General features: G+C 36.2%; 26 protein-coding genes and 4 pseudogenes. 6 read left to right on the top strand and 24 right to left on the bottom strand.

The features are described from left to right. Nucleotides 1-7 precede the first annotated feature (7 nt). The 4 genes from DK861_RS18410 to DK861_RS05960 all read right to left on the bottom strand — a co-directional run bounded on the left by DK861_RS18410 (nucleotide 8) and on the right by DK861_RS05960 (nucleotide 2,230). Nucleotides 8-1,072 carry a helix-turn-helix domain-containing protein gene (locus tag DK861_RS18410; protein ID WP_239452138.1) on the bottom strand — a complete coding sequence of 355 codons (1,065 nt, stop codon included), beginning with the start codon at nucleotides 1,070-1,072 and terminating at the stop codon, nucleotides 8-10. Nucleotides 1,073-1,080: 8 nt separating this feature from the next. Next, nucleotides 1,081-1,260, bottom strand: a complete 180-nt coding sequence (locus DK861_RS05975) for a DUF4222 domain-containing protein (protein ID WP_017628377.1) — start codon at nucleotides 1,258-1,260, stop codon at nucleotides 1,081-1,083. Between the two features lie 261 nt (nucleotides 1,261-1,521). Continuing rightward, on the bottom strand, nucleotides 1,522-1,998 hold the full coding sequence (locus tag DK861_RS05965) for a YmfL family putative regulatory protein (protein ID WP_109399554.1): 477 nt from the start codon (nucleotides 1,996-1,998) through the stop codon (nucleotides 1,522-1,524). A gap of 37 nt (nucleotides 1,999-2,035) precedes the next feature. Continuing rightward, nucleotides 2,036-2,230, bottom strand: a complete 195-nt coding sequence (locus DK861_RS05960) for a Cro/CI family transcriptional regulator (protein WP_049217157.1) — start codon at nucleotides 2,228-2,230, stop codon at nucleotides 2,036-2,038. A gap of 103 nt (nucleotides 2,231-2,333) precedes the next feature. Between DK861_RS05960 and DK861_RS05955 the strand changes: the two genes are divergently transcribed. The 3 genes and pseudogenes from DK861_RS05955 to DK861_RS05945 all read left to right on the top strand — a co-directional run. Beyond that, nucleotides 2,334-2,981: a LexA family transcriptional regulator gene (locus DK861_RS05955; protein ID WP_049217153.1), complete on the top strand. Its 648-nt coding sequence runs from the start codon at nucleotides 2,334-2,336 to the stop codon at nucleotides 2,979-2,981. Between the two features lie 389 nt (nucleotides 2,982-3,370). Continuing rightward, nucleotides 3,371-3,769 (top strand): annotated as a pseudogene (locus DK861_RS05950) (HD family hydrolase); the annotation flags it as partial. A gap of 2 nt (nucleotides 3,770-3,771) precedes the next feature. Beyond that, nucleotides 3,772-4,158: pseudogene (locus tag DK861_RS05945) on the top strand (tyrosine-type recombinase/integrase); the annotation flags it as partial. A 109-nt stretch (nucleotides 4,159-4,267) separates the two neighbouring features. Here DK861_RS05945 and DK861_RS05940 read toward each other — a convergent pair. Then, nucleotides 4,268-4,435: pseudogene (locus tag DK861_RS05940) on the bottom strand (isocitrate/isopropylmalate family dehydrogenase); the annotation flags it as partial. A 161-nt stretch (nucleotides 4,436-4,596) separates the two neighbouring features. Here DK861_RS05940 and DK861_RS05935 point away from each other — a divergent pair. Next, entirely contained in the window at nucleotides 4,597-4,953 is a 357-nt protein-coding gene (locus tag DK861_RS05935; RefSeq protein WP_109399552.1) for a hypothetical protein, read from the top strand. A 193-nt stretch (nucleotides 4,954-5,146) separates the two neighbouring features. Here the strand turns inward: DK861_RS05935 and DK861_RS18165 are convergent, their stop codons facing one another. Further along, entirely contained in the window at nucleotides 5,147-5,320 is a 174-nt protein-coding gene (locus tag DK861_RS18165) for a hypothetical protein (RefSeq protein WP_157955974.1), read from the bottom strand. 75 nt (nucleotides 5,321-5,395) lie between these two features. After that, complete coding sequence (locus DK861_RS05930) at nucleotides 5,396-6,106, bottom strand: hypothetical protein (protein WP_109399551.1); 711 nt, start codon at nucleotides 6,104-6,106, stop codon at nucleotides 5,396-5,398. A 218-nt stretch (nucleotides 6,107-6,324) separates the two neighbouring features. Here DK861_RS05930 and DK861_RS05925 point away from each other — a divergent pair. Then, nucleotides 6,325-7,347: pseudogene (locus DK861_RS05925) on the top strand (IS3 family transposase). Nucleotides 7,348-7,555: 208 nt separating this feature from the next. On the opposite strand, the gene DK861_RS05920 reads toward DK861_RS05925, so the two are convergent. From DK861_RS05920 to DK861_RS05910, 3 genes are all read right to left on the bottom strand, one after another. Further along, a complete protein-coding gene (locus DK861_RS05920; RefSeq protein ID WP_232240049.1) occupies nucleotides 7,556-9,307 on the bottom strand; it encodes an ATP-dependent helicase in 1,752 nt (583 codons plus the stop codon). Between the two features lie 3 nt (nucleotides 9,308-9,310). Then, nucleotides 9,311-11,422, bottom strand: coding sequence for an AAA family ATPase (locus DK861_RS05915; RefSeq protein ID WP_109399550.1), 2,112 nt, complete (start codon nucleotides 11,420-11,422; stop codon nucleotides 9,311-9,313). A 587-nt stretch (nucleotides 11,423-12,009) separates the two neighbouring features. Further along, nucleotides 12,010-12,561, bottom strand: a complete 552-nt coding sequence (locus DK861_RS05910; RefSeq protein ID WP_109399549.1) for a hypothetical protein — start codon at nucleotides 12,559-12,561, stop codon at nucleotides 12,010-12,012. 352 nt (nucleotides 12,562-12,913) lie between these two features. Here DK861_RS05910 and DK861_RS05905 point away from each other — a divergent pair, with 352 nt between their 5' ends. Continuing rightward, nucleotides 12,914-13,261, top strand: a complete 348-nt coding sequence (locus DK861_RS05905; RefSeq protein ID WP_109399548.1) for a Rap1a/Tai family immunity protein — start codon at nucleotides 12,914-12,916, stop codon at nucleotides 13,259-13,261. Between the two features lie 28 nt (nucleotides 13,262-13,289). Here DK861_RS05905 and DK861_RS05900 read toward each other — a convergent pair whose 3' ends face one another. The 14 genes from DK861_RS05900 to DK861_RS05835 all read right to left on the bottom strand — a co-directional run bounded on the left by DK861_RS05900 (nucleotide 13,290) and on the right by DK861_RS05835 (nucleotide 25,885). Then, complete coding sequence (locus DK861_RS05900; RefSeq protein WP_109399547.1) at nucleotides 13,290-13,646, bottom strand: hypothetical protein; 357 nt, start codon at nucleotides 13,644-13,646, stop codon at nucleotides 13,290-13,292. A gap of 80 nt (nucleotides 13,647-13,726) precedes the next feature. Then, on the bottom strand, nucleotides 13,727-14,416 hold the full coding sequence (locus DK861_RS05895) for a hypothetical protein (protein WP_109399546.1): 690 nt from the start codon (nucleotides 14,414-14,416) through the stop codon (nucleotides 13,727-13,729). Next, complete coding sequence (locus tag DK861_RS05890) at nucleotides 14,416-14,748, bottom strand: hypothetical protein (RefSeq protein ID WP_109399545.1); 333 nt, start codon at nucleotides 14,746-14,748, stop codon at nucleotides 14,416-14,418. The genes DK861_RS05895 and DK861_RS05890 overlap by 1 nt, the downstream gene beginning before the upstream one ends. Further along, nucleotides 14,738-17,941, bottom strand: coding sequence for a host specificity protein J (locus DK861_RS05885; RefSeq protein ID WP_109399544.1), 3,204 nt, complete (start codon nucleotides 17,939-17,941; stop codon nucleotides 14,738-14,740). The genes DK861_RS05890 and DK861_RS05885 overlap by 11 nt, the downstream gene beginning before the upstream one ends. Before the next feature lie 14 nt (nucleotides 17,942-17,955). After that, a complete protein-coding gene (locus DK861_RS05880; RefSeq protein WP_193524908.1) occupies nucleotides 17,956-18,606 on the bottom strand; it encodes a tail assembly protein in 651 nt (216 codons plus the stop codon). Then, complete coding sequence (locus DK861_RS05875; RefSeq protein ID WP_109399542.1) at nucleotides 18,510-19,238, bottom strand: Mov34/MPN/PAD-1 family protein; 729 nt, start codon at nucleotides 19,236-19,238, stop codon at nucleotides 18,510-18,512. Before DK861_RS05875 ends, DK861_RS05880 begins: the two co-directional genes overlap by 97 nt. A 21-nt stretch (nucleotides 19,239-19,259) precedes the next feature. Further along, entirely contained in the window at nucleotides 19,260-19,964 is a 705-nt protein-coding gene (locus DK861_RS05870; protein WP_072069159.1) for a phage minor tail protein L, read from the bottom strand. 51 nt (nucleotides 19,965-20,015) lie between these two features. Beyond that, nucleotides 20,016-20,561 (bottom strand): hypothetical protein, encoded by a 546-nt coding sequence (locus tag DK861_RS05865; protein ID WP_109399541.1) that lies wholly within the window; start codon nucleotides 20,559-20,561, stop codon nucleotides 20,016-20,018. Between the two features lie 318 nt (nucleotides 20,562-20,879). Then, complete coding sequence (locus tag DK861_RS05860; protein WP_109399540.1) at nucleotides 20,880-21,416, bottom strand: hypothetical protein; 537 nt, start codon at nucleotides 21,414-21,416, stop codon at nucleotides 20,880-20,882. Then, entirely contained in the window at nucleotides 21,406-21,708 is a 303-nt protein-coding gene (locus DK861_RS05855) for a hypothetical protein (protein ID WP_099659624.1), read from the bottom strand. Before DK861_RS05855 ends, DK861_RS05860 begins: the two co-directional genes overlap by 11 nt. A gap of 135 nt (nucleotides 21,709-21,843) precedes the next feature. After that, the gene (locus tag DK861_RS05850; protein WP_109399539.1) at nucleotides 21,844-22,173 is read right to left on the bottom strand and encodes a phage tail protein; all 330 of its coding nucleotides are present in this window, start codon (nucleotides 22,171-22,173) and stop codon (nucleotides 21,844-21,846) included. A gap of 7 nt (nucleotides 22,174-22,180) precedes the next feature. Further along, complete coding sequence (locus DK861_RS05845; protein WP_109399538.1) at nucleotides 22,181-25,177, bottom strand: phage tail tape measure protein; 2,997 nt, start codon at nucleotides 25,175-25,177, stop codon at nucleotides 22,181-22,183. Then, nucleotides 25,146-25,421, bottom strand: coding sequence for a phage tail assembly protein T (locus tag DK861_RS05840; RefSeq protein ID WP_239452137.1), 276 nt, complete (start codon nucleotides 25,419-25,421; stop codon nucleotides 25,146-25,148). The genes DK861_RS05845 and DK861_RS05840 overlap by 32 nt, the downstream gene beginning before the upstream one ends. Before the next feature lie 65 nt (nucleotides 25,422-25,486). After that, nucleotides 25,487-25,885 carry a phage minor tail protein G gene (locus DK861_RS05835; RefSeq protein ID WP_109399536.1) on the bottom strand — a complete coding sequence of 133 codons (399 nt, stop codon included), beginning with the start codon at nucleotides 25,883-25,885 and terminating at the stop codon, nucleotides 25,487-25,489. Between the last annotated feature and the right edge of the window lie 29 nt (nucleotides 25,886-25,914).

Genomic DNA, 25,914 nt, shown 5'->3' with positions numbered 1-25,914 from the left:
CTCTCGTTTATAGCAAAACTTCCTGAGCAACTTGTTCTGCGACTTGTTGCCAAATACCTCGCCACGCAGCTAAACCTGCAACCTCATTCATTCGGCCTAGACCATTTTTCTTTGCCTGAATAGCGGCTAATTCTTGGATTTTATTTTTAGGTTTCCAACCCGTACCCCAGATGAGCCGAAATGTTTCATCACGCTCTACAGAGTCGATGGTGATTTTTTTCTTACCCGCCAAACGTAAGGTTAAATCATCCCATTGAGCCCTGAGTGTACGAGGACACTGAACATTCTTTTTCCAAAAATCATCTTGCGTAATTCGTTTATAGAACTGGCAAATTTCTTTGTGAGTATGCCCATCAATCGTTGTCATTAAGCGAATATCATTAGCCCAATCAGTGAAATTTGGCTCTTTAGGCGTTTTTAATCCCATCTCTTGAAACACTTCGCATTTACGACTGAATAGCCATTTAGCGCACTTCAAATCGTCAGCAGAGCCCCATTTTTGAAAGTTGGCGCTATAAATAACCGCCTCTGGATAACGTGCTAAAAAATCCATTTTCAGCTGGTCGCTGAATGCGTCAGAATTCTGCGACGAAGAATAATTTATTGATGGATCATATTTTGAAGTTACTGATGGATCGCCCTCAGGAGCTGGCGGGTCAAAATCCCTATTTTTGCTCGATTTTGAGGGAACAGAATTTGATGCAACAAATTTTGATGGGTCAGATCCTGATGCGTCAGGTTTTGACACGTCAGATTTTGTTGGTTGAAAAAGCCCTTTCTTTGCTGATTGGTATAGTTTCTCTACATTCAGTTGATAGATATTGCTTGCGTTGCGATTGCCTTTTCTACGCTTTTCGCTGGTTAACCATCCTTCTTTTTCCAACTGTTTTATTGCTGTGCGCACCGTGCTTTCACCCGCACCAATTTGGCGAGCAATCGTCACAACAGAAGGCCAACAAATACCTTCATCATTAGAAAAATCAGCTAATCTTGCCATGATAGCGACTGATGTGAGTTTTAAACCTGCATGGGCGCAACCATCCCAAACATAACTAGATAATTTAACACTCATAAGAGGCCTCACTTAACTCGGGTATATCTCTCTTTAAATCGTTGAACTGGCTCGCATTGTTCGTATTCACAACCATCAATCATAAAAATAACGCGCTGTTTTTCTCGATCATAACGAATGACATGAACAAGGAGCCCTCGAGGGTTTCTGTAATAGCGATCAAGACGATTGGGATCTTCATTTCGCATTGCATTTTCCTCCACTCAAGAAATAGAAATCAGCCCATGACTTTTTCAGTGTCCTCTTATCTACCAAATCGATATTTTTTCGGTAGTTGTGTGATCGATTGTCACTCGGTATGCTTTCTACATAGCGAAATGTTCCCTCTTTAGTTAAGGGTAAACAGCGAAATTGCTTTTTAGGTATTAAATACGCTAATCTACTCATGCTTATTTCTCTTCACATCATTGAAATTGGCAACCGAAGCCAGAGGCCGTATACCTTTGGCTTCACCCTCTCTTAGCCGCTTCCTGTTTTTCACCGTATAACACTTTCAGTGAATCCAAGAACCCAATTGCATATGCAAAAACTTTCCCTGCTTTTCGATAAATACGCCCTATTTCTTCATCCGTTAAAACACCATCAACAAGGCTTTCTTGAATTAAAACAGCGAGTGATCCTTGCATAGCAGCCAATGTCATTCGCATATCAAATAGCTCTACTTGATCTATCTTTTCTGCTTCTATTTTTGGTAGTGCACTCATGCCATGACGATCTAGGTGATATTCCACCAGCAACTTAGTGCCCGAAATGTCTTCCATGGCTTCCTGTTCATCAATATCAAAGAAACGACAGCCATTTTTTTCGTATAACTTGTTATTAAACGTCTCGAGTGACATACCTAGAGCCCCTGCCATAGCAGAACGTCCACCCGGCAGTGCTTTGCACATTTCTTTAATAACTTCTTTAATTGAATATTTGCTCATATCTACCTGCTCTATCTTTTATTGGTAGTTAATTGCCTTATGCTGTTTTGGTATTTTTTCTATAAAGTTCAGGGTTATATTTAAGTTTTCCCTTGGTGATTTTTTCTATTTCATACGCCCTTACTTTAGGAATGATATATCCCCAACCACACACCGAAGGATGTTTAATACCGAGGGCTTTTGCTGTTTTACACGTACCACCAAAAAACGTGATTACATCTTTTTTCTTCATTTGTAATCCTTTGGTAAGTGAATAATTCACACGCATACAATGTAGGATGTCTTACATTTAAATGTCAAGATTCTTACATTTAGAATGTGGTAGGCTTTCCTACATGAAAGAAATGAGCGAACGAATTAAACAAAGACGCCTTGAGCTGAAAATGACACAACAGGCTCTAGCTAAAAAAGCTGGAGTTAATCGTGTAACTGTTACTGGTTGGGAAAAAGGTGACTATCAACCCAATGGCGCTAATCTTCAAGCATTAGCGAGTGCTCTTGAAACAAGCCCTATTTGGCTTGTTGATGGAAAAGAAGATCCTATTTCTAATGTTTCGTTTTTAAAATTTAATAGATCTAGTGGTGAATACCCTTTAATTAGCTGGGTAAGCGCTGGGAATTGGTCTGAGGCCGTAGAGCCATATCATAGAAAATCAATCGATACATGGTATGAGACAACTGTGCATTGTTCCGAAGAATCATTTTGGCTAGAAGTAAAAGGAGATTCTATGACCTCTCCTTCTGGACTAAGTATTCCTGAAGGGATGATTATATTAGTAGATCCCGCAGTAGAGGTTGTTAGTGGCAAGCTAGTTGTCGCTAAATTAGAATCTGAAAATGAAGTTACATTTAAGCAGTACATTGTGGATGCAGGCAACCATTACTTAAAACCATTAAACCCTCAATACCGCTTAATACCAATCAATGGAAATTGTAAAATTGTGGGTGTTGTTGTGGATGCCAAAATAGCTCATTTACCATAATTTCCTATCTCATTGCTAAAAGGATCCTCTTCGGAGGATTTTTTATTACCATCACATACCGATGTAAGATTTCCCACAAAAACACTTGACACATCAATGTTGGTTATCCTACATTTTAAGTGTGCGGTGTAGGATGAGTTACATTATGATTAATATCTAATTCAATTATGTGTGTAAAAACACCTTAATAAAAATTTTCATGTGAAGATAAATAGTTTCTGTCTGTTGGGAAACAGCAGAAACCGCTACAACTTGAGGTAAGCAATAATCAAGTTCAATAATTGAAACATAAAAAATAAGTCTTTATTTACCATTAACCAACATCAGGGAAATTTAATCTCGATTAATTCGAGAGGGATCTTTATTACTTAAATTATGTGGAGAGAATAATGTCTTATATTGCAACAGCAACAAATAAGCACTTCTATTACCTCGATGTACGGATCGAGGATATAGATATTCAAGACATTGCGACAGGTTTAGCTAATGAATGTCGCTTTAATGGGCAGATTGATAATTTCTATTCTGTTGCTCAACACTCGGTATATGTCAGCTATTTAGTTACTCCTGAATATGCTTTAGAAGCCTTACTTCATGATGCCAGTGAAGCTTATGTAAAAGATCTGCCATCATCACTTAAAAAGCTATTACCTGAATATAAGGAAATAGAAAAAAGAATTGATGCTGTTATTCGTCAAAAATATAACTTGCCACCCGTTATATCGGCCGCCGTTCATTTAGCCGACTTAATGATGTTAGCAACCGAAAAACGAGATTTAGAAATTGATAAGAGAAGACAGGCAGTAAGTTAGCCATCCCTCTCTCGCTAAAATGTGAGGCTATCAATCTCTCCTTAAGGGATGTTGTTGCTCAATGTCGTGATGCTGTTGTAAGTAAATATCTCGTGCATTATCGACATACCACCGCACAAGCGAAACGTGGTGAACAAGTCACGCCAAATACGTTAACCACAACGTTTAAAAACGCGCGAGATAAATGCGGGTTAACTTGGGAAAAAGGCACTGCACCGACTTTCCATGAACAACGCTCTTTATCCGAGCGACTTTATCGTGAGCAAGGAATTAATACACAAAAATTATTGGGTCATAAAACACAAAATATGACTGCTAAATACCACGATGATAGAGGCACAGAATGGCAAATTATTGCTGTTTAATTGAACAGTTTTGGGGAAGAGTTTTGGGGATATTTTGGGGAAGAATTTTATAGTACAAAAAATAAACGGGAACTAATAAGCTCCCGTTAACTATTTATCAAATCAACAATTACATATGTTTGATAATCGCGTCACCAAACTCGCTACATTTCAGCAGTTTAGCGCCTTCTAACTGACGTTCGAAATCATAAGTTACGGTCTTAGCGGCAATCGCCCCTTCCATACCTTTAATGATTAAGTCAGCCGCTTCAGTCCAACCCATGTGGCGTAGCAGTAACACCTAAATTATCACTTACTTTATTAATTTGTAGGGTATATTTCATTCATTACTTTCTTATTTTTAGTTTTGTAGGGTTAATTAAACAATTTATATTAATCATGCTTGTAACTTAACTTTGCTACCTTAAGTACAAAGTTAATTTGTAAAGGCTGAGTACAATGAATAAAAAATATATTGAGGTTGCTAAGTTATTACACGCTATTTTTCAACAATATCATGAGCGGATGGATTTACCATTTTTCTGTACTTATCCTCTAAATTGTTGCCAAGGTACTTCAATTATATTAGGACAACTTATCCTAGACTTACACCCAAATGCTAAAGTCACTATTGTTAAAGGTAGTTCTCGTAAAGATGATAATCATCATTACTGGCTTGAAGTTGATAAAAAGATTTTTGATTTAACTGTTGAGCAGTTTGTATCTTGGATGGATAAAAAATATCACTGCCTTTATTCGCCAATATATGGTGAAAAAAAGCACCTTTCCTTATTTAAGTTACGAATATTAGCTTGAACATCTATATCGTAACGGAAAGGTGTTTTTCTTGGTATAACCTTTAATACCCACCCGCATAGCGGGTGGTTGTATATTTAAGAGGCTGACGCGACTTAAACTGGCTAAAGCCGATAATTATAAAGCGCTCGATGAGATTCATCGAGCGTTTATACCTGAAAAGTTGTCAACCTATATCAGGACTAGTCAAAGTTTAATCATTCTTCTCTTTATACATATCATGATTTCTCTTTGGATTATAGCTCTCAGTTACAACTCTTGGCTCTGGTTCTTTTGGTCTAAAAAAAGCTGTATTATCTGTTGGCCTTTCCTCTGGTTGCGTATTGTTTTCTTCGTTTGATGGATTGCTATCTGTACTACGGCTCATATATTGCTCCATATGATTAATATTAATTACTATTTTCCCATTTTCTCAATTGAGAAAGATATTTAACCTTATTATTTATTGTTTTTTCTCTATCTTTTGTACTCCTTTATTTTTTCCTGCTGTATATATAAAATCACTTAATACAGATTGATTTCTATATAAGAAATACTCAATATTATTTAAAGAAAAACTCAGACTGCTATCTTCTACTTGTAATTTTTTTCGAGGAGTAGAACCATCCAAATCCCATACAACATAAATCATTGATGATATAAGTAAAAAAGCAAATGCAGCACCTAAAAATGTGAATGAGTTATTTATCAATAACATTTTTTTTTCATTAATAGCATTGTTTTTATCTATACACTCAGACATTTGTTTGCATAAATTTTTTTTCACTTCTAAGGATAAATCAGGTAGTACTATTTTTTCCTCACTATTTAAATTTTTTAATTCTAGTTTTGCTATATATTGACTCATTCCTTCCCTATATTGAGTAAGACTTGAACATTCTGAGATCTTTAAATAATCATTTTTATTTTTTAAAACTTTGTATGTATAGTAAGCAGATGCAAGTATAGAAAGGAATGTGCATATTAAAGCCACAATACAGATAATTATGGGGATTTCGGTCTCATTATAATCCATTGATTTAAACATATAAAATATTGCAACAGAAAAGGCAGTGAATAATGTTACATTCACTTGAATACGTGAAATAACCCTATCTCTTTCTTCAAGTGATTTAAAATAAAGAGTTTCATACAAAGAATACAAACCATTCATCTCGATATCTCATGATTAATTATAGTTACATTAATATACCTTAAGTTTAATTAATAACCTAATTAATGTAATGAATATTGTTTTTGCACTCTAAACTATACAATTTCCATTTCGTGTATTTGTGTTAACACCAAAACCTTTCCAGTCAATATGTCCACTTCCCCTAAAATAAGACAGCTATAATTAGATTTTCGGCTCTTTAATTTGCAGAAGTCATCATGAAAAAAGTTCGTTTTACTGAAGCTCAAATCGTTAATATTTTAAAACTCGCTGATTCTGGTATGAAAGTGGAAGATATTTGTCGCCAAAATGGGATCAGTAATGCCACTTATTATTGGAAATCAAAGAAAGTATGGTGGTATAGAAGCCAGTGATGTTAAACGATTAAAAGAGCTCGGAGATGAAAATGTTAAACTGAAAAAGAAGTCAGCCTTGAAAATCATACCATGAAGAAGCTTTTCGTAAAAAAGGGTTGGTGATAGCTGAGAAAAAGTCCTGTGCTCAAGCTTTAAATAAGGCAAGGGTTATCAGTCATTAAGGCTTGTCTGCTCACGTCATTGCCTCCATCCACGTTTTATCGGAAGACTCAAGATTGGCGTGAGAAGCTGCGATTTCAAGGCTATTCGTTTAATCATAAACGAGTTTATCTCGTTTACTGTCGACTAGGGCTGAACTTGAAGCAACGGGTTAAAAAAGTACTTCCGAAGCGTGAAAAAAGACCATTAAAAATTGAAAATGTCCCGAATATTCAATGGGCATTAGATTTCATGCATGACAGTTTATATTGTGGTAAGCGTTTCAGAACACTCAACATTATTGATGAAGGAACGCGTGAATGTTTGGCAATTGAGGTTGATACGTCATTGCCCGCCGAGCGCGTCATTAGGGTACTCGAACGGTTAAGAACAGAAAGGGGGTTGCCAAAACAGATACGCGTGGATAATGGGCCTGAGCTAATCTCGATTAATTTATTGAATTACTGTGAAACTCACCACGTTGAGCTTTGCCATATTCAACACGGCAAGCCACAGCAAAATGGCTTTATTGAACGATCTAACGGCTCATTTCGCCGTGAATTTTTAAATGCCTATTTATTTGAATCATTAAGTCAGGTGCGAGAAATGGTGTGGTTTTGGCAGCAAGATTATAATCAGAACCGCACTCATGAAAGTTTAAATCATCTCCCGCCGGAGGCATACAGAAAACAGTTAGAAAACTCTAATTTAACGTGTCTCAATTAATGGGGAGTGGACATTACGTCATTACTCAAAAATTTAAGGCTATTGCGGAGTAACAACTCTATAAGGGGTTAATTCTCCTAGCCCTTATTCCCTCCCAAGACATAACCTTCTGTTTTTATATCACTTTCTTCTGAACCAAGATACATAGACTGTAACGAACAAAAGCGATTTTCTGTATGAACTGACAAATAATACAAGAAATGCGGGATCAAAGCTGTGGTGTTGTCTGATATGGATATCCTCTTTTTGTTTTGTAACCTCTCTCTGATATCATGTATAAATGTTTCTTTGCACGCGAAGAAACAACATATAAAAGTCTACGGGCAACATAATTTTGATGCTCTGAGCTACAATTTATAATATCATTCCAATTAGGTATTTTTCCATTTAGTAACCCAGTGCAAATGACCACTTCATACTCATCACCTTTTGTCGAATGACAAGTCGTGATTTTAACACCGTTTCTAAAATTGAAAAATAAATGTAATTCATTTGCTTTATAAGCCATTTTATACTTCAACATTCTTTTCAATGTGGCATTAATCAAAAGATCCATTTCTTGATAATAGTAACTATCATTACTTATACTCAAATTAATAGAATGGCAAAAGTTCGTTATAACCTCTCTCAACCAAACATCAATTTCACAATCATAATCCACTGATAATGATATTTTGTTTATCATCTTCAATATTTTTTTAGGAGACAAAGATTCAGTATAGGGTGCAGTAACATTTAATTCTTGAAGGAAATCTCGCAATAGCTTCTGTCTTGTATTAAAATTAGATGGAACCCTCTTAATTAAAAAGAGTTTAACTAAAGCAAGCCAGAGATTTTCATTGTTTTTAGGTATAGGAGAGATCATGACTCCATCAATTTCTATATCAGGATTAAGAGTAACAATATCATTTGAAAGTTTTATCACATCAAACCAACCAGGACACAGAATAGCAATTTCATTTGGAAGTACTCCCTGAGCTAAATGAGTTCTAATAATACCTGATACATAAATAGGCAGTTGAGTAACATCTACCTCGCTTTCTTTAAAAATTACTGAGTTGAAATCCTTATTATCTGAAAGTGAATTAATCTCATAATCTTCGTCTTTGTATTTACTATAAAAATCAATAATAGATTGGCTACTACGGAAACACCCCGTTAATTTCATCTCGGTTAGATTATCAAGTTTGAAACAATCAATTAATTCATCTCTATTCTTTACGACAGCCCCCAAACCAGTGTATATAGCTTGCTCTTTATCTCCAATAAAAGTAATCATTGTATTTTTCTTTAATACAATTTGTCTGAGTATTTCATATTGTATAAGAGATGTATCTTGATACTCATCGATTAAAATACACCTTAAAAGTAAAGACAATCTTTCACAAAGTGTATTATATTTTGTCAACACTCGACAAGTCAGATTTAATATCAAATCAAAATCGATTAACTTTTGCTCATACAAGTGATTATGATATTCTTTTACAACCAAATATTCTTTGGTCCCACGGGAATAAAGCTGACCAAGGTTAAAATCTAAATTAGTAAAAACTTTATCATTTGCAGATAGGCCATGTTTTTCTTTTAATTCATTTATGAGAAATTCCTTTTCATGCTCATCAATTACACTAAATCCTCGGCAAAGCCTTGGTATCTTATCTACATTAGGTTTTATAATCCAATTCAAACAAAAACTGTGTATTGTTCCAATCCATAACGATTCACTACTTATACCGAATGACATAATCCGTTCAAGAATCGTATCAGCTGCTATATTTGTATATGTAAGAGCAATTATCTTTTTTTTACCTATACAAAATAGTTCTTTATTTTCTAAAATAAAACAAAGTTTAGAAACCAATGTTTTTGTTTTACCCGACCCTGGACATGCCGTTAATAATAAATTCCCGTTGAATTTAACGGCATCCATTTGCTCAGAAGTTAAATTTCTATATGGCATAAACTATAACTCCAACAATCTTACAAAACTGTCATTGAAGTGTTTCTTATATTCTATCATTTTACTAGAAAAATCCTTTTCGGCATTTATACAATCAAATTCTTTAACCCCCATTAAAGACATATTGTAGTCAAGCATTTTTTGATATATAGGCTCGACATTTCTATCCTGAAGAACAAATTGAATGGCCTGTAAAATATAATCAGGAACACGATTATCAACACTAAGATGCTCTACCATTTCAGTAGCCAACCATCCCTTCCCTATTTTCTTTGCAAACTTTAATACTCTTTTATATCGAACTCTGAGATCAGATGAATTTACATCTGATTCAGCCTTTTTAAAATACGCTTCTTTTTTATACTCTGTTTTCATAACTTCTATAAACAAGTTATTGTTTTCATCGTAGCGAACAAGCTCAGTTTCGAAAGTATTTTCTGCGTAATGAACAGTAATAAACTCATTACCTTTAATATATTTATCTAACTCTTCTTTTCTTCGTAATCCATCATCTTCGGCATCTACCAGAGATTCGACAAAATCCGCATCAAAAATATTATCAGCTACTTTTACATAGGCCGAATCAAGATCCGTGAGAATAGCACATTTTCTTTTCAACCGTGTTTCATGGAAAAGATTAGAAATATGTTTAAAAACAGTGCCATCTACTTTGATAATACTTATGCCCAACTCATCTAAACTAATTCCTAAAGTTTCTTTTACCATTGCTGGTATTAAAATAAGTTCTGCATCGCCTTCTACTAGAATGACACTTTTAGCAAACAAAAGGTCACTACGAATTGCATCAAGATATCGTTCTACGGAAGAAATTTCTTTCGGCGTCAAACCAAACGATGGATGATATACATCAGTGAATCCTTTTTGGCGTGATAGTATATTCATTGATGATATTTTTGATACAGAACTAATTTGTGTTGAATGTGTAGAAACAAACACTTGCGTATTTTTAAAATTGAAGTTATCGAAAAGGGTTTTTTGGATATGATTATGAATATGTGCTTCAGGCTCTTCAATTAACAAAAAGTGAGTAATATGCTCTTCACTATCCCTTATTTCTTCGTATTCATATAACTTTAAAGCAAGATAAATTAAGTTTGCTCCACCAAGACTCAGATCATCAATCTTTCCTGAGCCATTGTAATCCAGAGAATCTTCAACTACTAAACCAAGTGATTGAATTAATTCTGTGAAATCCTCTGGAAGTTGTGAGGATACTAATATTTTAGGGGAATAAGTCGAACCTACTGTATTAAGTAATGAAGCAGATATTTTATTACTCAATCTCTCAATTTCAGGTATGGCAGAGATTTTACCATTGATCTCTTTAACATTTTCTACAATATCTTTTCTATCATCAATTTGTTTACTTTTTAAAGTAAGTAATTTATACAATGGATTCGTTTTATAATATTTAAGATCTGCAACTACATTCCTAAGTGCTTTTACATAAGTGCAAGCGACTTCGCTGCCTAAGGCAAAATAAGGAGGCTTCTTAACCCCTAATACAGTAGCATCATCATCATTAGGATTTGAAAAGGAGTAACTATCAAAATCCCCAACTACTTGTTTATAAATTTCGTCATTATTCAAATCAACCTTTGTTCTAACAAAAGCCACTGCTTCATATGTTTCTTTAGAAATAATATGATTAGATACAAATTCAGTAAAAGAATCGGATCTTGCTTCCACATTTTCATCTTCTAATGTTAACTCATACAATTTTTGACGAATATGGAATTTTGGTCGATATATAAAAGTGTAAATACCTTCCTTTATAGACTTATCATTACCATCATTTACTGTATAGTTGGCAAGGACCTGTTCTTCCTCCGACTCACTTAAATCATCAAAATATAGCGTAATTATGATCCAATGACCAAAAGGTTCGGATAATCCACAGTAGAAGTCCTCATTAGATAGAATCCTAGAATTCATTGGGAGAGAATCATCTAGAATCAATCTCATAGCATTAAATAAATTTGTTTTTCCCGAAGCATTTTCACCGATAATTGTATTCACTGAGTCTTTAACAAAGTAGAAATTTGAGCTTCGAAAGTTTTTATAGTTTCTAATAGCTAATTTATTGATATACATAGTAATCTATTGAGCCCTTAGCATAGTTTTACTACACATTAGATTACTCCATAGCCACCAAAAGCACAAAGCCATCAAATTCAAAAGTCTAGTTAAGTCAAATAAAAGCAAAGTAGTTTACAAGAGATACTAAAATAAAAGATAAAATACCTAATTGAAATTAGATTATAAAAACCAACGCAATGATTAAACCACTTTTAAATCAATAAATTATAATTAACAATAATTAATATTGACGATGTAACATAACTATCGGATATTAAGTGAACAAAAAATTTCAGACACATTCTACCAATGATCTTGATACTTACTGACAGTAATGATGTTCATGCAGATATAGTTTTGATGAAATTCGGTGATAACTATTTCCGTTTGAATTTGCCCTTAAAGATACCAAAATTAGCTTTGCTGGCTCTGAATGGACTATCTCCCAGAACGGAAAAACGATCAAAAATTCATCCGTAAAATGTGTTTGACCAAGGCGAGTATCTGTTCAAGTCAATTCTGAACAACAGCAAGATCAAAGTAATGGTTTCAGATTATGGCGATCTGAATGGAATAAAAGCCTTTTTGCTCTATATAATGCATTATCTGAATAACCATCGGCGAAAACGTGGATGGGATAATTCAACTACACCCAATTCATCAAATAGCCATTCTATATCAGCATGTTCAGGACATTTAACAAAACGTCGTTCAATTTCTGCCCAAATACCTGTTTCAGGTATTAAGAACATTGAACTTAAATCAACAGGAATAATAAAGATATCGTTAATTAGTTGCTTAAAATTTTCCCAGTGGCTAAAAAGTTTTAATGGCTGTAAAACAGTCGCCAATTCTCGACGATGTCTTTTCGAGATCTCGATGCTTAATTCATCCTCCCACAACAAATCTTGGATTTGGTTACGAACTCTTTCATTTAGAATTTGTTGTGCTAACAATTTTTCTGCAAACCTAGGTAATTCTGCGTCATCAAGTAAGTCAAAAGCTGAATATAATCGTTCACGCTTACTTCCACTATCCTCTGATATCGGCAATCCCAATTGACGGAAAAATTCAGGAAGCTCCTGGTGAGTGCAATGACCATTTAAATTTCCAACTTCTGGACGAAGCAATTCTTTTAAAGACAAAATATCCATTGTTCCTTGTGTCCTTATTTCTGATTTATCCCCCTATTATTAATTACATATTTTGACTAAAAATGTCATCATAGTAGCTATGTTCAGTTGGATAAGTTAGTTTTTGCCCTTTTCTTCAACTTTGCATATAGCTTGTTTGGTGTAAAAAATAGATATAGATTGTAAGTATCGCAATGCATTAAGTGAATAACCACTAATTCAGTAAATACTAAATAAACTTCAATAAATGCTTGTACAATTACTAAAGTAGATATAATACCAAACATACAAGCACTTTAGATTTAAAATTTCAATGAAACAAACAGATAACCAAACCAACCACTAACCTAAGAAAGCATAGAATATTTGAATAATGAAGAAAATCATCTTTTTAATTTTATTAACTATTTCTCCATCCGTATTCTCCTCAGCATATACCGCCGGAGAAATAAAAAGATTCGCCATTGCTTCCAATAAAGCTTACACAAAAGGAGAGTTATCCAGCAAAGAGCTTATGGAAGCATCTATATTCCAAGGATATGTTGCTGGTATATATGATTCTGGAGAAGGAATTTATTACTGCCCTCCTATTGATGCTACCCTAATAACGCTAAATAAAGGAGTTATCAGATACATTTTGAATAACAAAGTACCTGATTCTTCGTCAGGCATGTCTTTAGTTGTTAAATCATTAATGTCTGCATTTCCTTGTGGAAAATAAATAATAATGATAATAGCCCAAGGATGGGTTAGATGATTAATAAACCCTCTCTAAATAACGAATATACGACAGAAGCTCGTGATTGCTCTCCACTCTTTTGTTTTCTTAATTCTGATAAAGATACTTTTGGATTAGCTTTCATTAAATAAATTAGATTATTAGCATGCTTTTTTGATTCACTCACATTTCTCTTTGAATATTTATTCTTGGGAATATGTTTTATATATCCTAATTCACATAGTGCTATAAAAACACTTCGAGGACAGCTTTTAATCCTCTTGTCACTTTGTTTACCATGCTCTTTCTCCCATAGTTCATAAATATCATCATCTTTACTATACAATTTAGTTACTTGTACTGATATTTTCCCATAATCAATCGCCATACTTACCCCTCTCTCAAAAACTAATTTTCATTAAGGTATTATGATGTTAGATCAGATTAAAATAAATAATTTAAAACAAACTACAAAACCCTATTTATATTCCCCACATCAACCACCAAGCAGGTTGCGGGAAATCTCGATATTTCTTCTCCTGCAACATTTGTTGCCCATTTAATGCTTTCTTTATATCGAATTTGGAGCACATTTCCTTCTCTTCGAATAAAAGTTTCCATCAAAGCACCTTCAAAACCATCTTCACAAATTCCGGCCATACCTCCACCAAAAACAAAGGCTAAATCCTTTATATTCGGTAACGGATAATCCATACTTTCTTTTTGTGAAACAATAAAATAATCAACTATTTTCAATATTCCCCAATTTGAATTATAAACGGTCTTTTTTGTTTTGCTGTTTTTTACAACCAATCCATATTTTTCATTAAAAATATTGTTTGGCTGATCACCAAACTCATAAATATCAACAACGCCCTGTGAATCATAGCAAGGTTGTGATATATAAACCGCTTTCATCTCGTTATTTATAATTCTTGAGGTGATCCGAATAAATGCATGTTTAGGTGATATTGCTAATAATTTTGTATTGGGATGAGGAGGTATTTTAAACTCTTGGCTATATCCTTCATTATTTGATGTTATCCCACCAGCCATCCTTATGGTTCTTTTATCAAGACAGCACATCACTTGGTTATGGCTATCGATCTGAACTTGCCTATTTTCACCGCGGATGATTATTCCATATTTACTTTTCATTAATAAACACCATAGTAGAGTTTTATAATATCTTCATATTCACCATCAACTCCATTGGTATACATATTTTTTAATTCAAGTTTAATCACTCCATTATTTATCTCTAATTTAATATCACCTGCCAATCCCATCAAAAATGCCGAACCAAACCAAGCAAAAACCTTGCCATATTTATTTAAATCTTGATAATCGAAAATATACTCTTTTTGAGTATGTAGTGGGATGGGTGTGATATCATGATACCCGACTATTCTTCCTACTCTGTCTGAGGTATTTAATAAATCCATATCATATAATGTAGACCTAACCAGTACGCCATATTTACTCTTCATTGCTGATATCACCAATAATAACAACGTTATTTCCAAACTCATCTTTGACATATAAATTTTGTTCTGTGAGGGATGTACCACCATTACCGCCATAAAATTCTAATTTATTATTTTTCACGTCAATAATAAAACCTGACTCGTCGGGATAATAATTATCGGAAGTAATGGCTTCTGATAAGACTAATTTTCTGATCATGGCTTTATCAATTAATGCATCTCGAATAAAAAACTGTCCATTTTTTGCTGACATAAACAGTTCCATTCGATTATTTTTAGGATTATAAAAGGCAAAGTTATTGGCATTAAATCCAATATAGGAGGTGATCTTTTTATTTTTAATTTCAGCGCTCACCACAAGGCCACCAGCATTATATTTAATATTATCTTGGATAATGGTAATGTTCATTGAATGCCTCGCATATCCGCCTGATTGCGTAAATTGCGCATTCATCTTTTGATTAACAATACCTGACTGCTGATTAAACTTGGCTTGAACCTGTTGTTGATAAGTTGATTGTGCTTGTGTTATTGAGGAAATGGCTTCTTTTTGGGTAATAATATCCGCTTCCGTATTTTCTATTTGAGTTCGGATATCTTTAATATCTGTTTCAATCTGTTCACTGTATTTTTCAAACTTTCGAGATAAGCGGTATTCATTGTAACGCAGTCTTTTAACGGTGGTTTCATTCCAATCGACAGTTTCACTCAGTGTTTTCCATGCTTGGGTTTCTTGTAATTCTTTATCTAAGTTATCTAATATCTCTCTGGTGTAGCTTTCTGGTTGCCCTATTCCTTCCACAAATTCTGAACGCCCTACAGCGTTTATACTGCGAACATAAATATAATAGGTATGCCCTGCCTTTAGGTTGCGCCCTTGAATAACCCACATCGTACTGACACCTAAATATTCGGCACGACTTTCCACTTCGCAAATATCTGTGATCTGCTTTTCTGAAAACCAAAACTCATACTGTGCTCGTAAGCTATTTTGACCACCAGAACGCGGAATAATACCCAAGCTAAAATAACCTGACTCCACTTCAATATAACTCGGTGGTAGGGGTGGATTAATCGCAAATGAGGTTGTGGTCACCTCGCCTTTTTGTTTCCGATCATTTTGAGGTACAACGGATAAAACGTAATTTCCTTGAGGCAAACCACCAAAACGATACATCGTATCCGTGGTTGAAGCGGTACCGACAATGCGATAACCGGTGGTGAGTTTTAATAAAAAATCGACTCCTCGACTGGAATAAGGCGTGTTCCAACTCGCCTCCACTTGCCACGCACTCGCATCCGATTCGATATCCACAGAAAGGTTTTCAACCGGTGGAATAAATCCACCCAGTGGCGTATCGGGCTTTGGCTCAAATTTAGCGCCTTTATCAACAATCGCCTCTTTTTCGGGTGTGTGTTGCACTGCGATAACCGTAAAACTACCATCACCATTATCTGCCAAACTGATAGCACGAAATAATCGACGACGTAAAGACGGGAGCGTCAACGTCCAAATTCCGCCCTCGCGTAACCCTAACGGTAAGGTATCCAGCTTTATTTGGTTAGATGCGGGATAGCTCAACACTTCATAAGATTGTGGATCACCTTGTGCATTGATGAGCGTAACGCTTGATTTACCGCTTTTGGGTGTGTCGATATTACGATCTAAGGTTAATGTTTGAGAGGTATAATCAATGTGTGTTATGCGTCCACCGATTTGATTATCGGCATAATAATTATCAGCAATTTCAATAATATCACCCGGAATATGACGCAAGCCTTCACTGCCGACAGTAAACTCAACTGTCTGTGTCTCTAATTTTTCCGTGGTTAATAACCACAGACCGTGACGATGAGCCTGCCCTCTGCTAGTGCAACCAAAGGCATCGACGCGCATCACATTACGCCCAAAACGGGCAATACTGGCATCATCTTCAACCAGCTCAACACTGGTTTTCCAGCCATTATCGGGATCAATAAAACGAACCTCGACAGCAGTATGACGCGATTTTAATGCACTAAAACTATACTGAAAGTTACCCTCAATCACATTGGCGTTGGTATAGGGCCACACCACATCAGACGGTCTATCTTGAATAAAGGTTAATGTTCGCCCATTCCAGACAGGCATAATGCGCATCATGGCACACATATCACCCATGACATCATAGGCTTTGCGCATATCCGTAATGTAAGCATTACACGTCATACGGGGTTCTTTTCCACCGAACCCATCATCAACCTGTTCATCACAATAACGACCGATTGCATACAGGGCGAATTTATCGACTTCACTAATATTAAGACGTTTCCCCATGCCATAACGCGGATGGGTTAATAAATCCCATAATATCCATGCGGGGTTGTTAGTAAATGCGGGCTTAAAGGTGCCATCCCAAATTCCCGAGTAAATCCGTTTATCTGGATCATAATTACTCGGTACCTGAATAATACGACCTTTAATTAAATAATTACGGCGTGGAAATTTATTGCCAAACTGTTCACTATCAAACATTAATCCTGCAACAGCAGACCCCGGATAGGTTTGTGAAATATCGACTAATTCAGAATAACTTGACCAAATGGTATTATTTTGAATTTTGTCAGACGTGCTGTCTTGAGTGATACGGATCATGCGCACACTGAATGGCACGGGGGGTAAATTATCCAACACAACGGCCATTAAGTAAGGTGAGTTAGAGCGTTTGCCATTAATCGTGACGTTTTTCTCTGTTATCCATGCCCCATTGCGCTGAATTTGGATTTGTAATTGAACAGAAGTCGGTACGCGATCACCATTATCTTTGGTTTCAACCAGAGCTTGTGTACCAAAGGTTAGACGTAAACGGTCAATATTGGGTGAGGTAATAGTACGAGTGACGGGGGAATTATATTTAACTTCGATACCCACCGGCACTTCATTCGCAGACGCAGTAAAGCCACTCATTGCTGGTTGTTCTAATGTCCCTGCCCGCCATTGTGCATACATTCCATTAATGGTGCTATTGCCAGAGCCGTCTATCACAGGTGTATCATCCAAATAAATACACCCTAAATCATCCATCGAGCCTTGAATATGAATAGGACCTTCAATCGGTCCCTCACTGATTAAATCAATTAATGAGGCTTTTTGGCGTGATGTTAAATCGTTTGGTGCCTCATACGGTGTTTTTTGACCGCCACCACCTTTACCCATGATACGAACTCCTCTTATCCACCGTGTTTGCCTGCATCAATATCTTCACCGTCACTGTCATCCATAATTTCAACAGATTGTGAAATGACACGTGAGCCACACATAATTTCGCCATACGCAATGGGCACCGGCATCCCTTGAGCAACCGCGTTATCAAGATTACTAAAATAGGTATTGCCTTTTTCTTCATCACTACGAGATAAATTAGGTGGCTTAGGCGCGGGGATCAGCATTTGAGCGACACCACCAATCATCATGGCCGCACCACCCGCCATCAAAGATGTGGCAACGGTTGCGGAGATCCACGCAGGCCCCCACCATCCCAGTGAAAATAAGGCGGCACCCGCAACAAACTGAAAAACGCCGACGTTTTTAGCCCCTGATAATTTCGGCACAATATGGACGACCGCATTATCAGGTAAGGCTTCATTGAATTTTTGGTGAACTTCTTGCGGGGAAATATCAGTACCCGCAATGCGGACTTGATACCAACCATCACGAATCGCTAAACGTAAGGCTGGAATTTGAATAAAAAGCGCGTGAAGCCCTTCAGAAGCAGTATTCACATTTAAATCAAAGCGACGTCCAAATCGTTGCAAATTCCCGTAAAGTCGGAAGGTTGCCAATCTCGGTAACGCCAGATTGAGTGCGTCATTCGTTGCCATCGTTCGTTATACTCCTCGCGTTTGCTAAGTTGATTAGGAATGTGGTGCAAAATTGTTTGATTGCCTAAATAGATCCCTGCGTGATTAGCGCGAGAGCTGGCATAGCAACACAAAATAATATCGCCGGGTTGCGCCTCTTTTTTGACCTGCCGAAAACCACTGTTCGCCATATTGTCGAGGTACAACTCTTTACCTTGTCGCCACCAATTATCATGTCGCTCAAAATCAGGCAATTCATGCCCAGCTAAATGATAAGCATCACGAAACAACCCATAACAATCGATTGAGCCATGAATAAATTGGCGACCTAACAGATGAGGCACTGGCTGATAGCTGTGAATTTTTTCATTACAGGCCACCCACCACGGCAACGCGCTGTTCACCTGCAGTTGTCGGTCTAAGGGACTGAGATAAGGCTGACCATCGGGGTGACTGTGTACAACCGCAATCACCTCACCCTGCTGTTCGGCGCGAATAAAATCATCAAAAGAAATTGTGAAATGGTTTTTCGGATCAGCATGCTGATTAACGCAAGGTAAATACTGTTCACCCTGCGCGGTACTTATCAATAAACCACACGCCTCTAAGGGCGCTTGCTCTTTTGCATGCGCCAAAATTGCTTGTTCAATCATAAGAAACACCTTAGGAGGGAATTAACTGTTACCAATGCGGGACGTGGAAACAAATGCCCCTATGCGGGATTCGTTTTTTCGTAACTTACAGTCACTCAGACGCTTACCGCATTTATCTTTTAATGGATCCGTGGTCGGTTTTCCCCATTCATCGGCAACAGGAGGCCCTTTATATCCACACTCTTCTGAGCGATATCCCCAAGGGCAGATATCCGACAAAATCACGCGACCAGGAAGCATCAATCCGTCGGTTTCACTGGGTGTCGCCAACATAAAGGTAGCAGTTACTGAATTTAAACTGGTCATCTGTTCGATGATCCAACGTGTCACAATCTCTTGTGAAGGGTCAGCGTTAGGATTGCCTTGAGGAAAATTTACCGCATCTAAAAATTGGGTGCTGACAATGCGACGTACCACCAGCCCACCAATTGCACTATCTAGCTGACTGGCAATACCAGTAATGAGCCCGAATAAATTAGACAATGTAATAGTGGGTCGCCCTGAGGGGCCTTTGCCATTGAAGGTAAATCCCTCACCTTTCACGGGGTAAGGTTCATAGGTATTTCCTTGCCAGATTAACGGTTCTTTACGCTGATTGAGTCCATCAAAAAAGCGGTACCGAATACCGCCTATTTTGGTTAAATCAAATTCGTAAAGTTCAAGCAAAGCATCAGTGGAGGAGAGTTCGGTAACACTAATTCGCATTTCAGGAGGAATATGTTGCATATTAGCTCCAATAAAAAACCCGCCGAAGCGGGTCAGTATCACAATATTTTTTTAATTTTCTAACCAATACTTTATACGTCGCATAAATGTTATTCGTACTTCAGAAGGTAAAGAGGATTCAATATTATTTATTAACTCCTCGCAATGTAGAAATAAATTTTCCTTTTTCACATCAGGATTATGCTGAATAATACTTAGTGCAAGTTTTGCAATTGACTCATCATCAATCATAAAACCATCTTTTTTAGGTATTAATAAAGATTTTATATCAACCTTTTCAGGTGTTTTATATTCTTCTTTATCTTCAGTACCCTCAGATTTTTTACTTTTTATTATCTCAACTTTATTATTGTTATGAATAAAACCACCTAGAACACTCTTTTCGATAGTTTCTTTTATAATAGCCGTGCAATATGAAATAAACCCCATTAATGTGATAAAGCATCCTAACATCAGGGTATTATTTTTACTTGCAATTAATCCCATATTATTTACTTCACCATAACCTGATGAAACTCTTACTGTTACACTCATATTTAATGCATAGATAATAGCCAATAATCCAAAGGCTATTAATATGGCACCGAAAATTCGCATAAATTCTCCAGAATAAAAGAAATCATAGTAACTATAGAATACACTAGTTTAGCTTATATTAATAATGAGATTTTATTCTTCGTCTATCTACTGATTGTAATATATTGAATTTTCTTGCCACAAGAATATCTTGCGGTTTATTTTTTCTTCACAGCTGTCATTGGGTTTTGGCTTTGATTTATATGAAGTTCCCATCATAGCCCAAAATGTAATTCTATCCATAAATGCCTCCGATTATTTTATAAAATATATCGTAGATAATTATTTTATTACTAGCTTAAATTAATAAAAAAGTGAGTATTTAAATGCAATAATTATTTATTGATGAGAGTTAAGAAAGGAATTATACTTTTTATCAATATCATTTATAAAATCTTCAACAACCCTAATACAATTTACCAGTTTATCTTCTGTGATTTGTGTTTCTTGACCATCCATATTAAACCCATTCCTATGAATAAGATCATGTCTCGTTTCTAATAAAGAAAGTAGTTCTCTACTGATGTTAAACTTGATATTAAAAACATGTTTAAAGTATCCTTCTATATCATTTAAGCGATGCCAAACTAAATTTTTCATCTTATCAATAAGAATATTATCAATATCATTCCTTGATAGATTTATTGCTTTAACTAACGGCAGGTTGTCGGCATTAAATTTCCCATGAGAAGATAATTTAATCAGATATTTTCTATTTTTTGTAATCTCATTGATAAATAAGCCTGATAAATACTGTTCCATTAAGCTGATCACATTAGAATAATATAATTTATTATGGAAAGGATCTTTGCTTTGATTTCTTATATTTTCAATCCCTGATCGAAATATATTATAAAATGGATTATTAGTAGTCATTGGGTTGATACTCCACTTTTATATGGTTTAATATCTCCTCATTCTGTGATCCAATTTCTAAATTCCAATCGATACCTGTATTTGAAGAATAAATATTTATCATATATTCGTTACCCTCATCATCTTCAAATGAATCATCATTTTCAATGACACTATCTCTATATCTATCAGCAAGTAAATTGAATGAAGGTACACTCACAACCGCAAGCTCTTTATTGTCTTTTAAAATCACTAAATAGCCACCAAACACAGCAGGTAAATCTTCATTACCCTCTAAAGTGAATTTCGACATTATTAATTCTCCCACACTAATCTCGCTATAAAAGAAAAATGTAAGCATACTCTATACATGTATCAGAGACAAAAAAATCATTTTCCTCTTCTATTCTTTATTTTCAGATTGATTACACAGTAATAATTAATTTTATTAATTTACCACTTGTTCAAATTCAGCTTCAATTTCACTGCGCATTAGTTTGATTTGCTCTGACCATTTACGACAAATCACTTTGATATAGTCAGATTGGTATGGAGGTTGCCAGAGAAAGGCTTTAACACCTTGATGTTTTGCTAAAAAACGATCGATTTCTTGTGAACCAGCGTGAGTCGATAGAAATGTGACATGATATTTGACTGTATTAGAATTTAGCCCATCAGGCCGTCGTTGTTCATAACCCTCTCCCAGTTTTACCGATTTTACTCTGGGTTCAGATACTTTGGTCATATCAGGTTTCACTTTCCATTTAAAAACGTCCATATACCTCCTACATTCCACCACCGTCACGGCGCTGACTTAAAATATAATCTTGAGCTCCCCGCTTGCTTATCTCATAGATTTTTTTCAGCACATGAGGGCTAATTTGTCCCTGACTACTTTCATTTTGAATAGTGACATTATTGATTTGAGTGAATCCTGCACCTTGATTCGGTATTTTAGCAACAACACCTAATTTGCCATCAATCCCTCGGCGAAGAGGAAAAATACCTTCAGGCCCAGCTTCCCCCATCACTCCTGCGCCTTTAGCGAAGGCAAATAATGTAGGGCGATTGACGATGTGTCCACTATAACGACTAAGACTTGATGAGGAATAAACACCCCCTTTCGCATTAGCGACTGGCGCACTAAAACCACCAAAGCCAAAGGCTTCTAGGCCTTTTATTAAAGCCATTTTAACTAAGATATTCGTGATCATTTTAAATATCGATTTAGTGAATGCTTTAAAATCAGCTTCTCTTTCTACTAATACATCTGTTAACTGGCTACTAAATCCGTCTAATGCCATTGATGTGGCATTTTTAACTTGCGTGTTAACATCTAATGCCGTTTCACAATAATCAGCCCACGCACTTTTTGCCCCTGCTAACCAGTTGTTTCGTTGATTGTCTTCCGCTTCAAATGTTTTTTGTTGCTCTGCAACCATCATAGATAATTGAGGATTATCTTTATTGTCTATTAATAATTGTTCTCGCTGATTATTTCGTTGAATTTCTTGACGAGAAAGTCCTGCATTTGCCTCTATTGCTTGACGTTTTTTAATTTGTTGAGTGAGATATTTTTCAGCTTGCGCTTGCATCTTGTTTAAGCGTTGCTGTAATACGATTTCATCACCAATTAATGCTAATTTTTCTTTTTGTGTGAGGATATTATCTTTGTGAGCTAATAACGATTTTTCAGTTACCGTTAATTGCCGAGACTGAGAGGCTTGTTCTAAGAGGGTAAATTGCGCTTGTTGTTTTTGTAAGTCTTTACGTTGTTGGCTAATTTGTTGATATGTATTGTGATGTTTTCTGAGTACATCAAGTTGGGCTTGTAATGCGAGTAAGTCACGTGAGGCATTCTCTTCTTCGCGCTTCCCAGCAGAGACGCGATTTCCATTTTCTCGTCCTCTTCTTGGTATTTGACGATCTCTTAATCGGTAATTGATCATCGCTTTAGCTTCTTCGTACTGCTCTTTGGTTAAGGCATGTTTCTCTTTTTCTAATTCAGCTAATTTTTTTAGCCGTTGTGTTTCCCAACTATAAAAACTTCGCCATTTTTCTTGTAACCTGATTTGGTTCACTTCTAATTGATTTGCCACCACTTCTGCTTGTTTTTGTGCATTTTTAAGATCAATATCGCTTACTTGCTCTTTTAAAGTAGCGATTTTTACTTTGATTTCATCAAGACGATATTGCGGAGTGATCACGATATTACTGAGGCTCTTTAATAATGACTCTTGCTCTCTAATTTGATCATTTAATGTTTCTGTACGCCCAATATTGAGCATGGCATCCCAGCCTTTTTTCGCTGTATTTTTTATCCCTAGCCATGCCGATTCTAAATACCCAAGATTTTCAACAATATCATTAGCACCATCATTGATAGCTTGGGCATAAGCATCAATTGCCAATCGTGCTGCTTCGGTTTTATTACCTTGCAATTCGAGTGTTCTGATTTGCTCTAATTGGGATGCTGTGAGATGATGATTCGCTTTTTCTAATTCAAGCGACATTTGAAGTGGTTCATCTTGCAAGCGTTTAAACTGATCAATCGTGGTATCAATCGCCTGCCCAGTGATGTAATTCATCTGTGCGGCCGCTTTTGAAACACGAGAAATTTCATTATTTGAAAATACGCCTGTACCGACCACACTCGAAATGGATGTTGCCATTTCACCACGCGTAATACCGCCACCTGCAAGGGTTCGCGCCATTTCATTTAATTGGCTGGCAGATTTATTGGCGTAGTTACCTGTTAAGATCAACTGCTTATTAAATTGAGAAAACTCTCTTTCTGCATCATAAGCTAATTTTGCAACGCCCGTTAACCCTGCGGTGATCCCCCCCCAAATACCACCACGAACCAGTGAGCCCATATTAAAGGAGTTGGCAATACTTTGAAGACGACCAGATAATGACTTGCTGTTTTTATCAAACTCTTTAGTTTCTTTGTTCGATTCATATAATCGACGAATATAGATCTCGGCTGAAGAACTGACACCTAGTTGAGAGGCTTGATAACGCAACATCTGTTCACGACTTAAATTTTGAGTGGCAACCTGTTCTTTTAGTCGCTGAATAAACCGTGTTTTTTGTTGTGTTAGAGACTCTTCTTCTCTGCGTAACTTCATTGACTCTGAAGTAATAGCAGAAATAAGCACCTGATAATCGCGTTGATGGATAGTGCCTTTCTTCACTTCTTGGTTTAACTGAGCCTGAATGGCTCTTAACGCTGATGCACTACCTGATAATCCTTTAACGGCTTCGATTTGTTTGTAGTATTTTTCAGTATTCGCATCTTGTTGATCTTGTATCGCCTTTATTCTTGATTTAGTGACATTCTGAATTTCGGCAAACTGCTCACCTGTAATTTTGAGCTTGTCATAAGCCTTTGTTGATTTATTTAAAACCTCAGTGAGTTGTTTGAGTGCATCTCTCGTTTGCACAACACTTTGAGCTTGCTCTAAAAAAGCATCGGCTTGTTTGCGTGATTCAATAGCTGAACGTGCCTCTTCTTGAGCAATTCGCTGATAATAATCAGCCCGTTGTTGTTGAGAGATTTCTTGTTGATTGTTAAGTTCTTGAAGAGACTGCGCAGTACTCTCTACTGAACTGCGAGCAGTTTGCGCTTGTTGTTCAACCAGTTGAGCCATACGTCGTTGACTGGCTTCGGCTTTTTCTGCGGTTTCTTGCAGTTGACGTTCAACACGCCCCATTTGTTGACCAAACTCTGCGGTATCCGCACTTAAATTAATCGTGAGATCGGCTATTTGTTGGCTCATACCTTATTCCACCTGCCATTCCTTCGCTAATAGTCATCATTGTTTCTGCTTTCATTTCGTCAGTATTTTCCTGATTCAATAAGGTGAAGTCAGTTAATGAACAATTTTCCTTCCCTGTTAATGCCATCATTATGGTGCAGTTTAATCCCGCAAACGCCCAATCATAAAAAGGGAGCGTAAACGGTACTTCACCGAAATAACGCCCCCAATCCGCAAGTTCACTAGACGACATTTCACTCAGCATTTTATGCCAATCTAATCGTCTAAATTCATGAGCTAAACGTAAAATAAATTGATGTTCACGGGTTCTTACTTTTCCAATGACTCATAAGATGTGGGTTCTCCATTTTCTTCTGGAGAAGAAGATTTTGATGATGGGTTATTAGGTAACATATCACTCAGTAATAATACTTCTTTTGCCACACTTTCTAACATGCTAGGAGGCCATGTATTAATAACCTCTTTGTAAACATCATTTACCTCTTGGGATCCTTGTTGTAATGAGCAAGATACTAACCAAGCATTCGCTTCTACAGATAAACGTAAATAAAAAGCGGTGCGTTTAATGTCATCATTGTTTTTCTCTGGCGCTTTATGTTCTGATTGTTCAACAAGAAAATCGAAATACTCAACACGCTGTAATGCTGATAATTCATGTATCACAATATTGTTTTCACCATAATTGAGTGTTTTTTGTTTTAAAAACATAATTTATTCCTCTTCTTCAGTGAGTTGAG

The sequence above is a fragment of the Proteus sp. TJ1640 genome, from assembly GCF_003144445.1.
Taxonomy (GTDB): Bacteria; Pseudomonadota; Gammaproteobacteria; order Enterobacterales; family Enterobacteriaceae; genus Proteus; species Proteus penneri.
Note: the sequence above shows the minus strand (reverse complement) of the source record. Positions and strands in the feature narration are given on the sequence as shown.

What these genes read in the sequence shown, in the direction of transcription:
- DK861_RS05860 (WP_109399540.1), bottom strand. Translation starts at nt 21,416, where the DNA reads ATGACTACTAATAATCCATTTTATAATATATTTCGATCAGGGATTGAA.
- DK861_RS05920 (WP_232240049.1), bottom strand. Translation starts at nt 9,307, where the DNA reads ATGCCATATAGAAATTTAACTTCTGAGCAAATGGATGCCGTTAAATTC.
- DK861_RS05935 (WP_109399552.1), top strand. Translation starts at nt 4,597, where the DNA reads ATGAATAAAAAATATATTGAGGTTGCTAAGTTATTACACGCTATTTTT.
- DK861_RS05960 (WP_049217157.1), bottom strand. Translation starts at nt 2,230, where the DNA reads ATGAAGAAAAAAGATGTAATCACGTTTTTTGGTGGTACGTGTAAAACA.
- DK861_RS05870 (WP_072069159.1), bottom strand. Translation starts at nt 19,964, where the DNA reads ATGCAACATATTCCTCCTGAAATGCGAATTAGTGTTACCGAACTCTCC.
- DK861_RS05855 (WP_099659624.1), bottom strand. Translation starts at nt 21,708, where the DNA reads ATGTCGAAATTCACTTTAGAGGGTAATGAAGATTTACCTGCTGTGTTT.
- DK861_RS05840 (WP_239452137.1), bottom strand. Translation starts at nt 25,421, where the DNA reads ATGCTGAGTGAAATGTCGTCTAGTGAACTTGCGGATTGGGGGCGTTAT.
- DK861_RS05890 (WP_109399545.1), bottom strand. Translation starts at nt 14,748, where the DNA reads ATGAAGAGTAAATATGGCGTACTGGTTAGGTCTACATTATATGATATG.
- DK861_RS05965 (WP_109399554.1), bottom strand. Translation starts at nt 1,998, where the DNA reads ATGAGCAAATATTCAATTAAAGAAGTTATTAAAGAAATGTGCAAAGCA.
- DK861_RS05955 (WP_049217153.1), top strand. Translation starts at nt 2,334, where the DNA reads ATGAAAGAAATGAGCGAACGAATTAAACAAAGACGCCTTGAGCTGAAA.
- DK861_RS18410 (WP_239452138.1), bottom strand. Translation starts at nt 1,072, where the DNA reads ATGAGTGTTAAATTATCTAGTTATGTTTGGGATGGTTGCGCCCATGCA.
- DK861_RS05900 (WP_109399547.1), bottom strand. Translation starts at nt 13,646, where the DNA reads ATGGCGATTGATTATGGGAAAATATCAGTACAAGTAACTAAATTGTAT.
- DK861_RS05915 (WP_109399550.1), bottom strand. Translation starts at nt 11,422, where the DNA reads ATGTATATCAATAAATTAGCTATTAGAAACTATAAAAACTTTCGAAGC.
- DK861_RS05850 (WP_109399539.1), bottom strand. Translation starts at nt 22,173, where the DNA reads ATGGACGTTTTTAAATGGAAAGTGAAACCTGATATGACCAAAGTATCT.
- DK861_RS18165 (WP_157955974.1), bottom strand. Translation starts at nt 5,320, where the DNA reads ATGAGCCGTAGTACAGATAGCAATCCATCAAACGAAGAAAACAATACG.
- DK861_RS05895 (WP_109399546.1), bottom strand. Translation starts at nt 14,416, where the DNA reads ATGAAAAGTAAATATGGAATAATCATCCGCGGTGAAAATAGGCAAGTT.
- DK861_RS05835 (WP_109399536.1), bottom strand. Translation starts at nt 25,885, where the DNA reads ATGTTTTTAAAACAAAAAACACTCAATTATGGTGAAAACAATATTGTG.
- DK861_RS05880 (WP_193524908.1), bottom strand. Translation starts at nt 18,606, where the DNA reads ATGGCAACGAATGACGCACTCAATCTGGCGTTACCGAGATTGGCAACC.
- DK861_RS05910 (WP_109399549.1), bottom strand. Translation starts at nt 12,561, where the DNA reads ATGGATATTTTGTCTTTAAAAGAATTGCTTCGTCCAGAAGTTGGAAAT.
- DK861_RS05865 (WP_109399541.1), bottom strand. Translation starts at nt 20,561, where the DNA reads ATGCGAATTTTCGGTGCCATATTAATAGCCTTTGGATTATTGGCTATT.
- DK861_RS05930 (WP_109399551.1), bottom strand. Translation starts at nt 6,106, where the DNA reads ATGAATGGTTTGTATTCTTTGTATGAAACTCTTTATTTTAAATCACTT.
- DK861_RS05845 (WP_109399538.1), bottom strand. Translation starts at nt 25,177, where the DNA reads ATGAGCCAACAAATAGCCGATCTCACGATTAATTTAAGTGCGGATACC.
- DK861_RS05975 (WP_017628377.1), bottom strand. Translation starts at nt 1,260, where the DNA reads ATGCGAAATGAAGATCCCAATCGTCTTGATCGCTATTACAGAAACCCT.
- DK861_RS05905 (WP_109399548.1), top strand. Translation starts at nt 12,914, where the DNA reads ATGAAGAAAATCATCTTTTTAATTTTATTAACTATTTCTCCATCCGTA.
- DK861_RS05875 (WP_109399542.1), bottom strand. Translation starts at nt 19,238, where the DNA reads ATGATTGAACAAGCAATTTTGGCGCATGCAAAAGAGCAAGCGCCCTTA.
- DK861_RS05885 (WP_109399544.1), bottom strand. Translation starts at nt 17,941, where the DNA reads ATGGGTAAAGGTGGTGGCGGTCAAAAAACACCGTATGAGGCACCAAAC.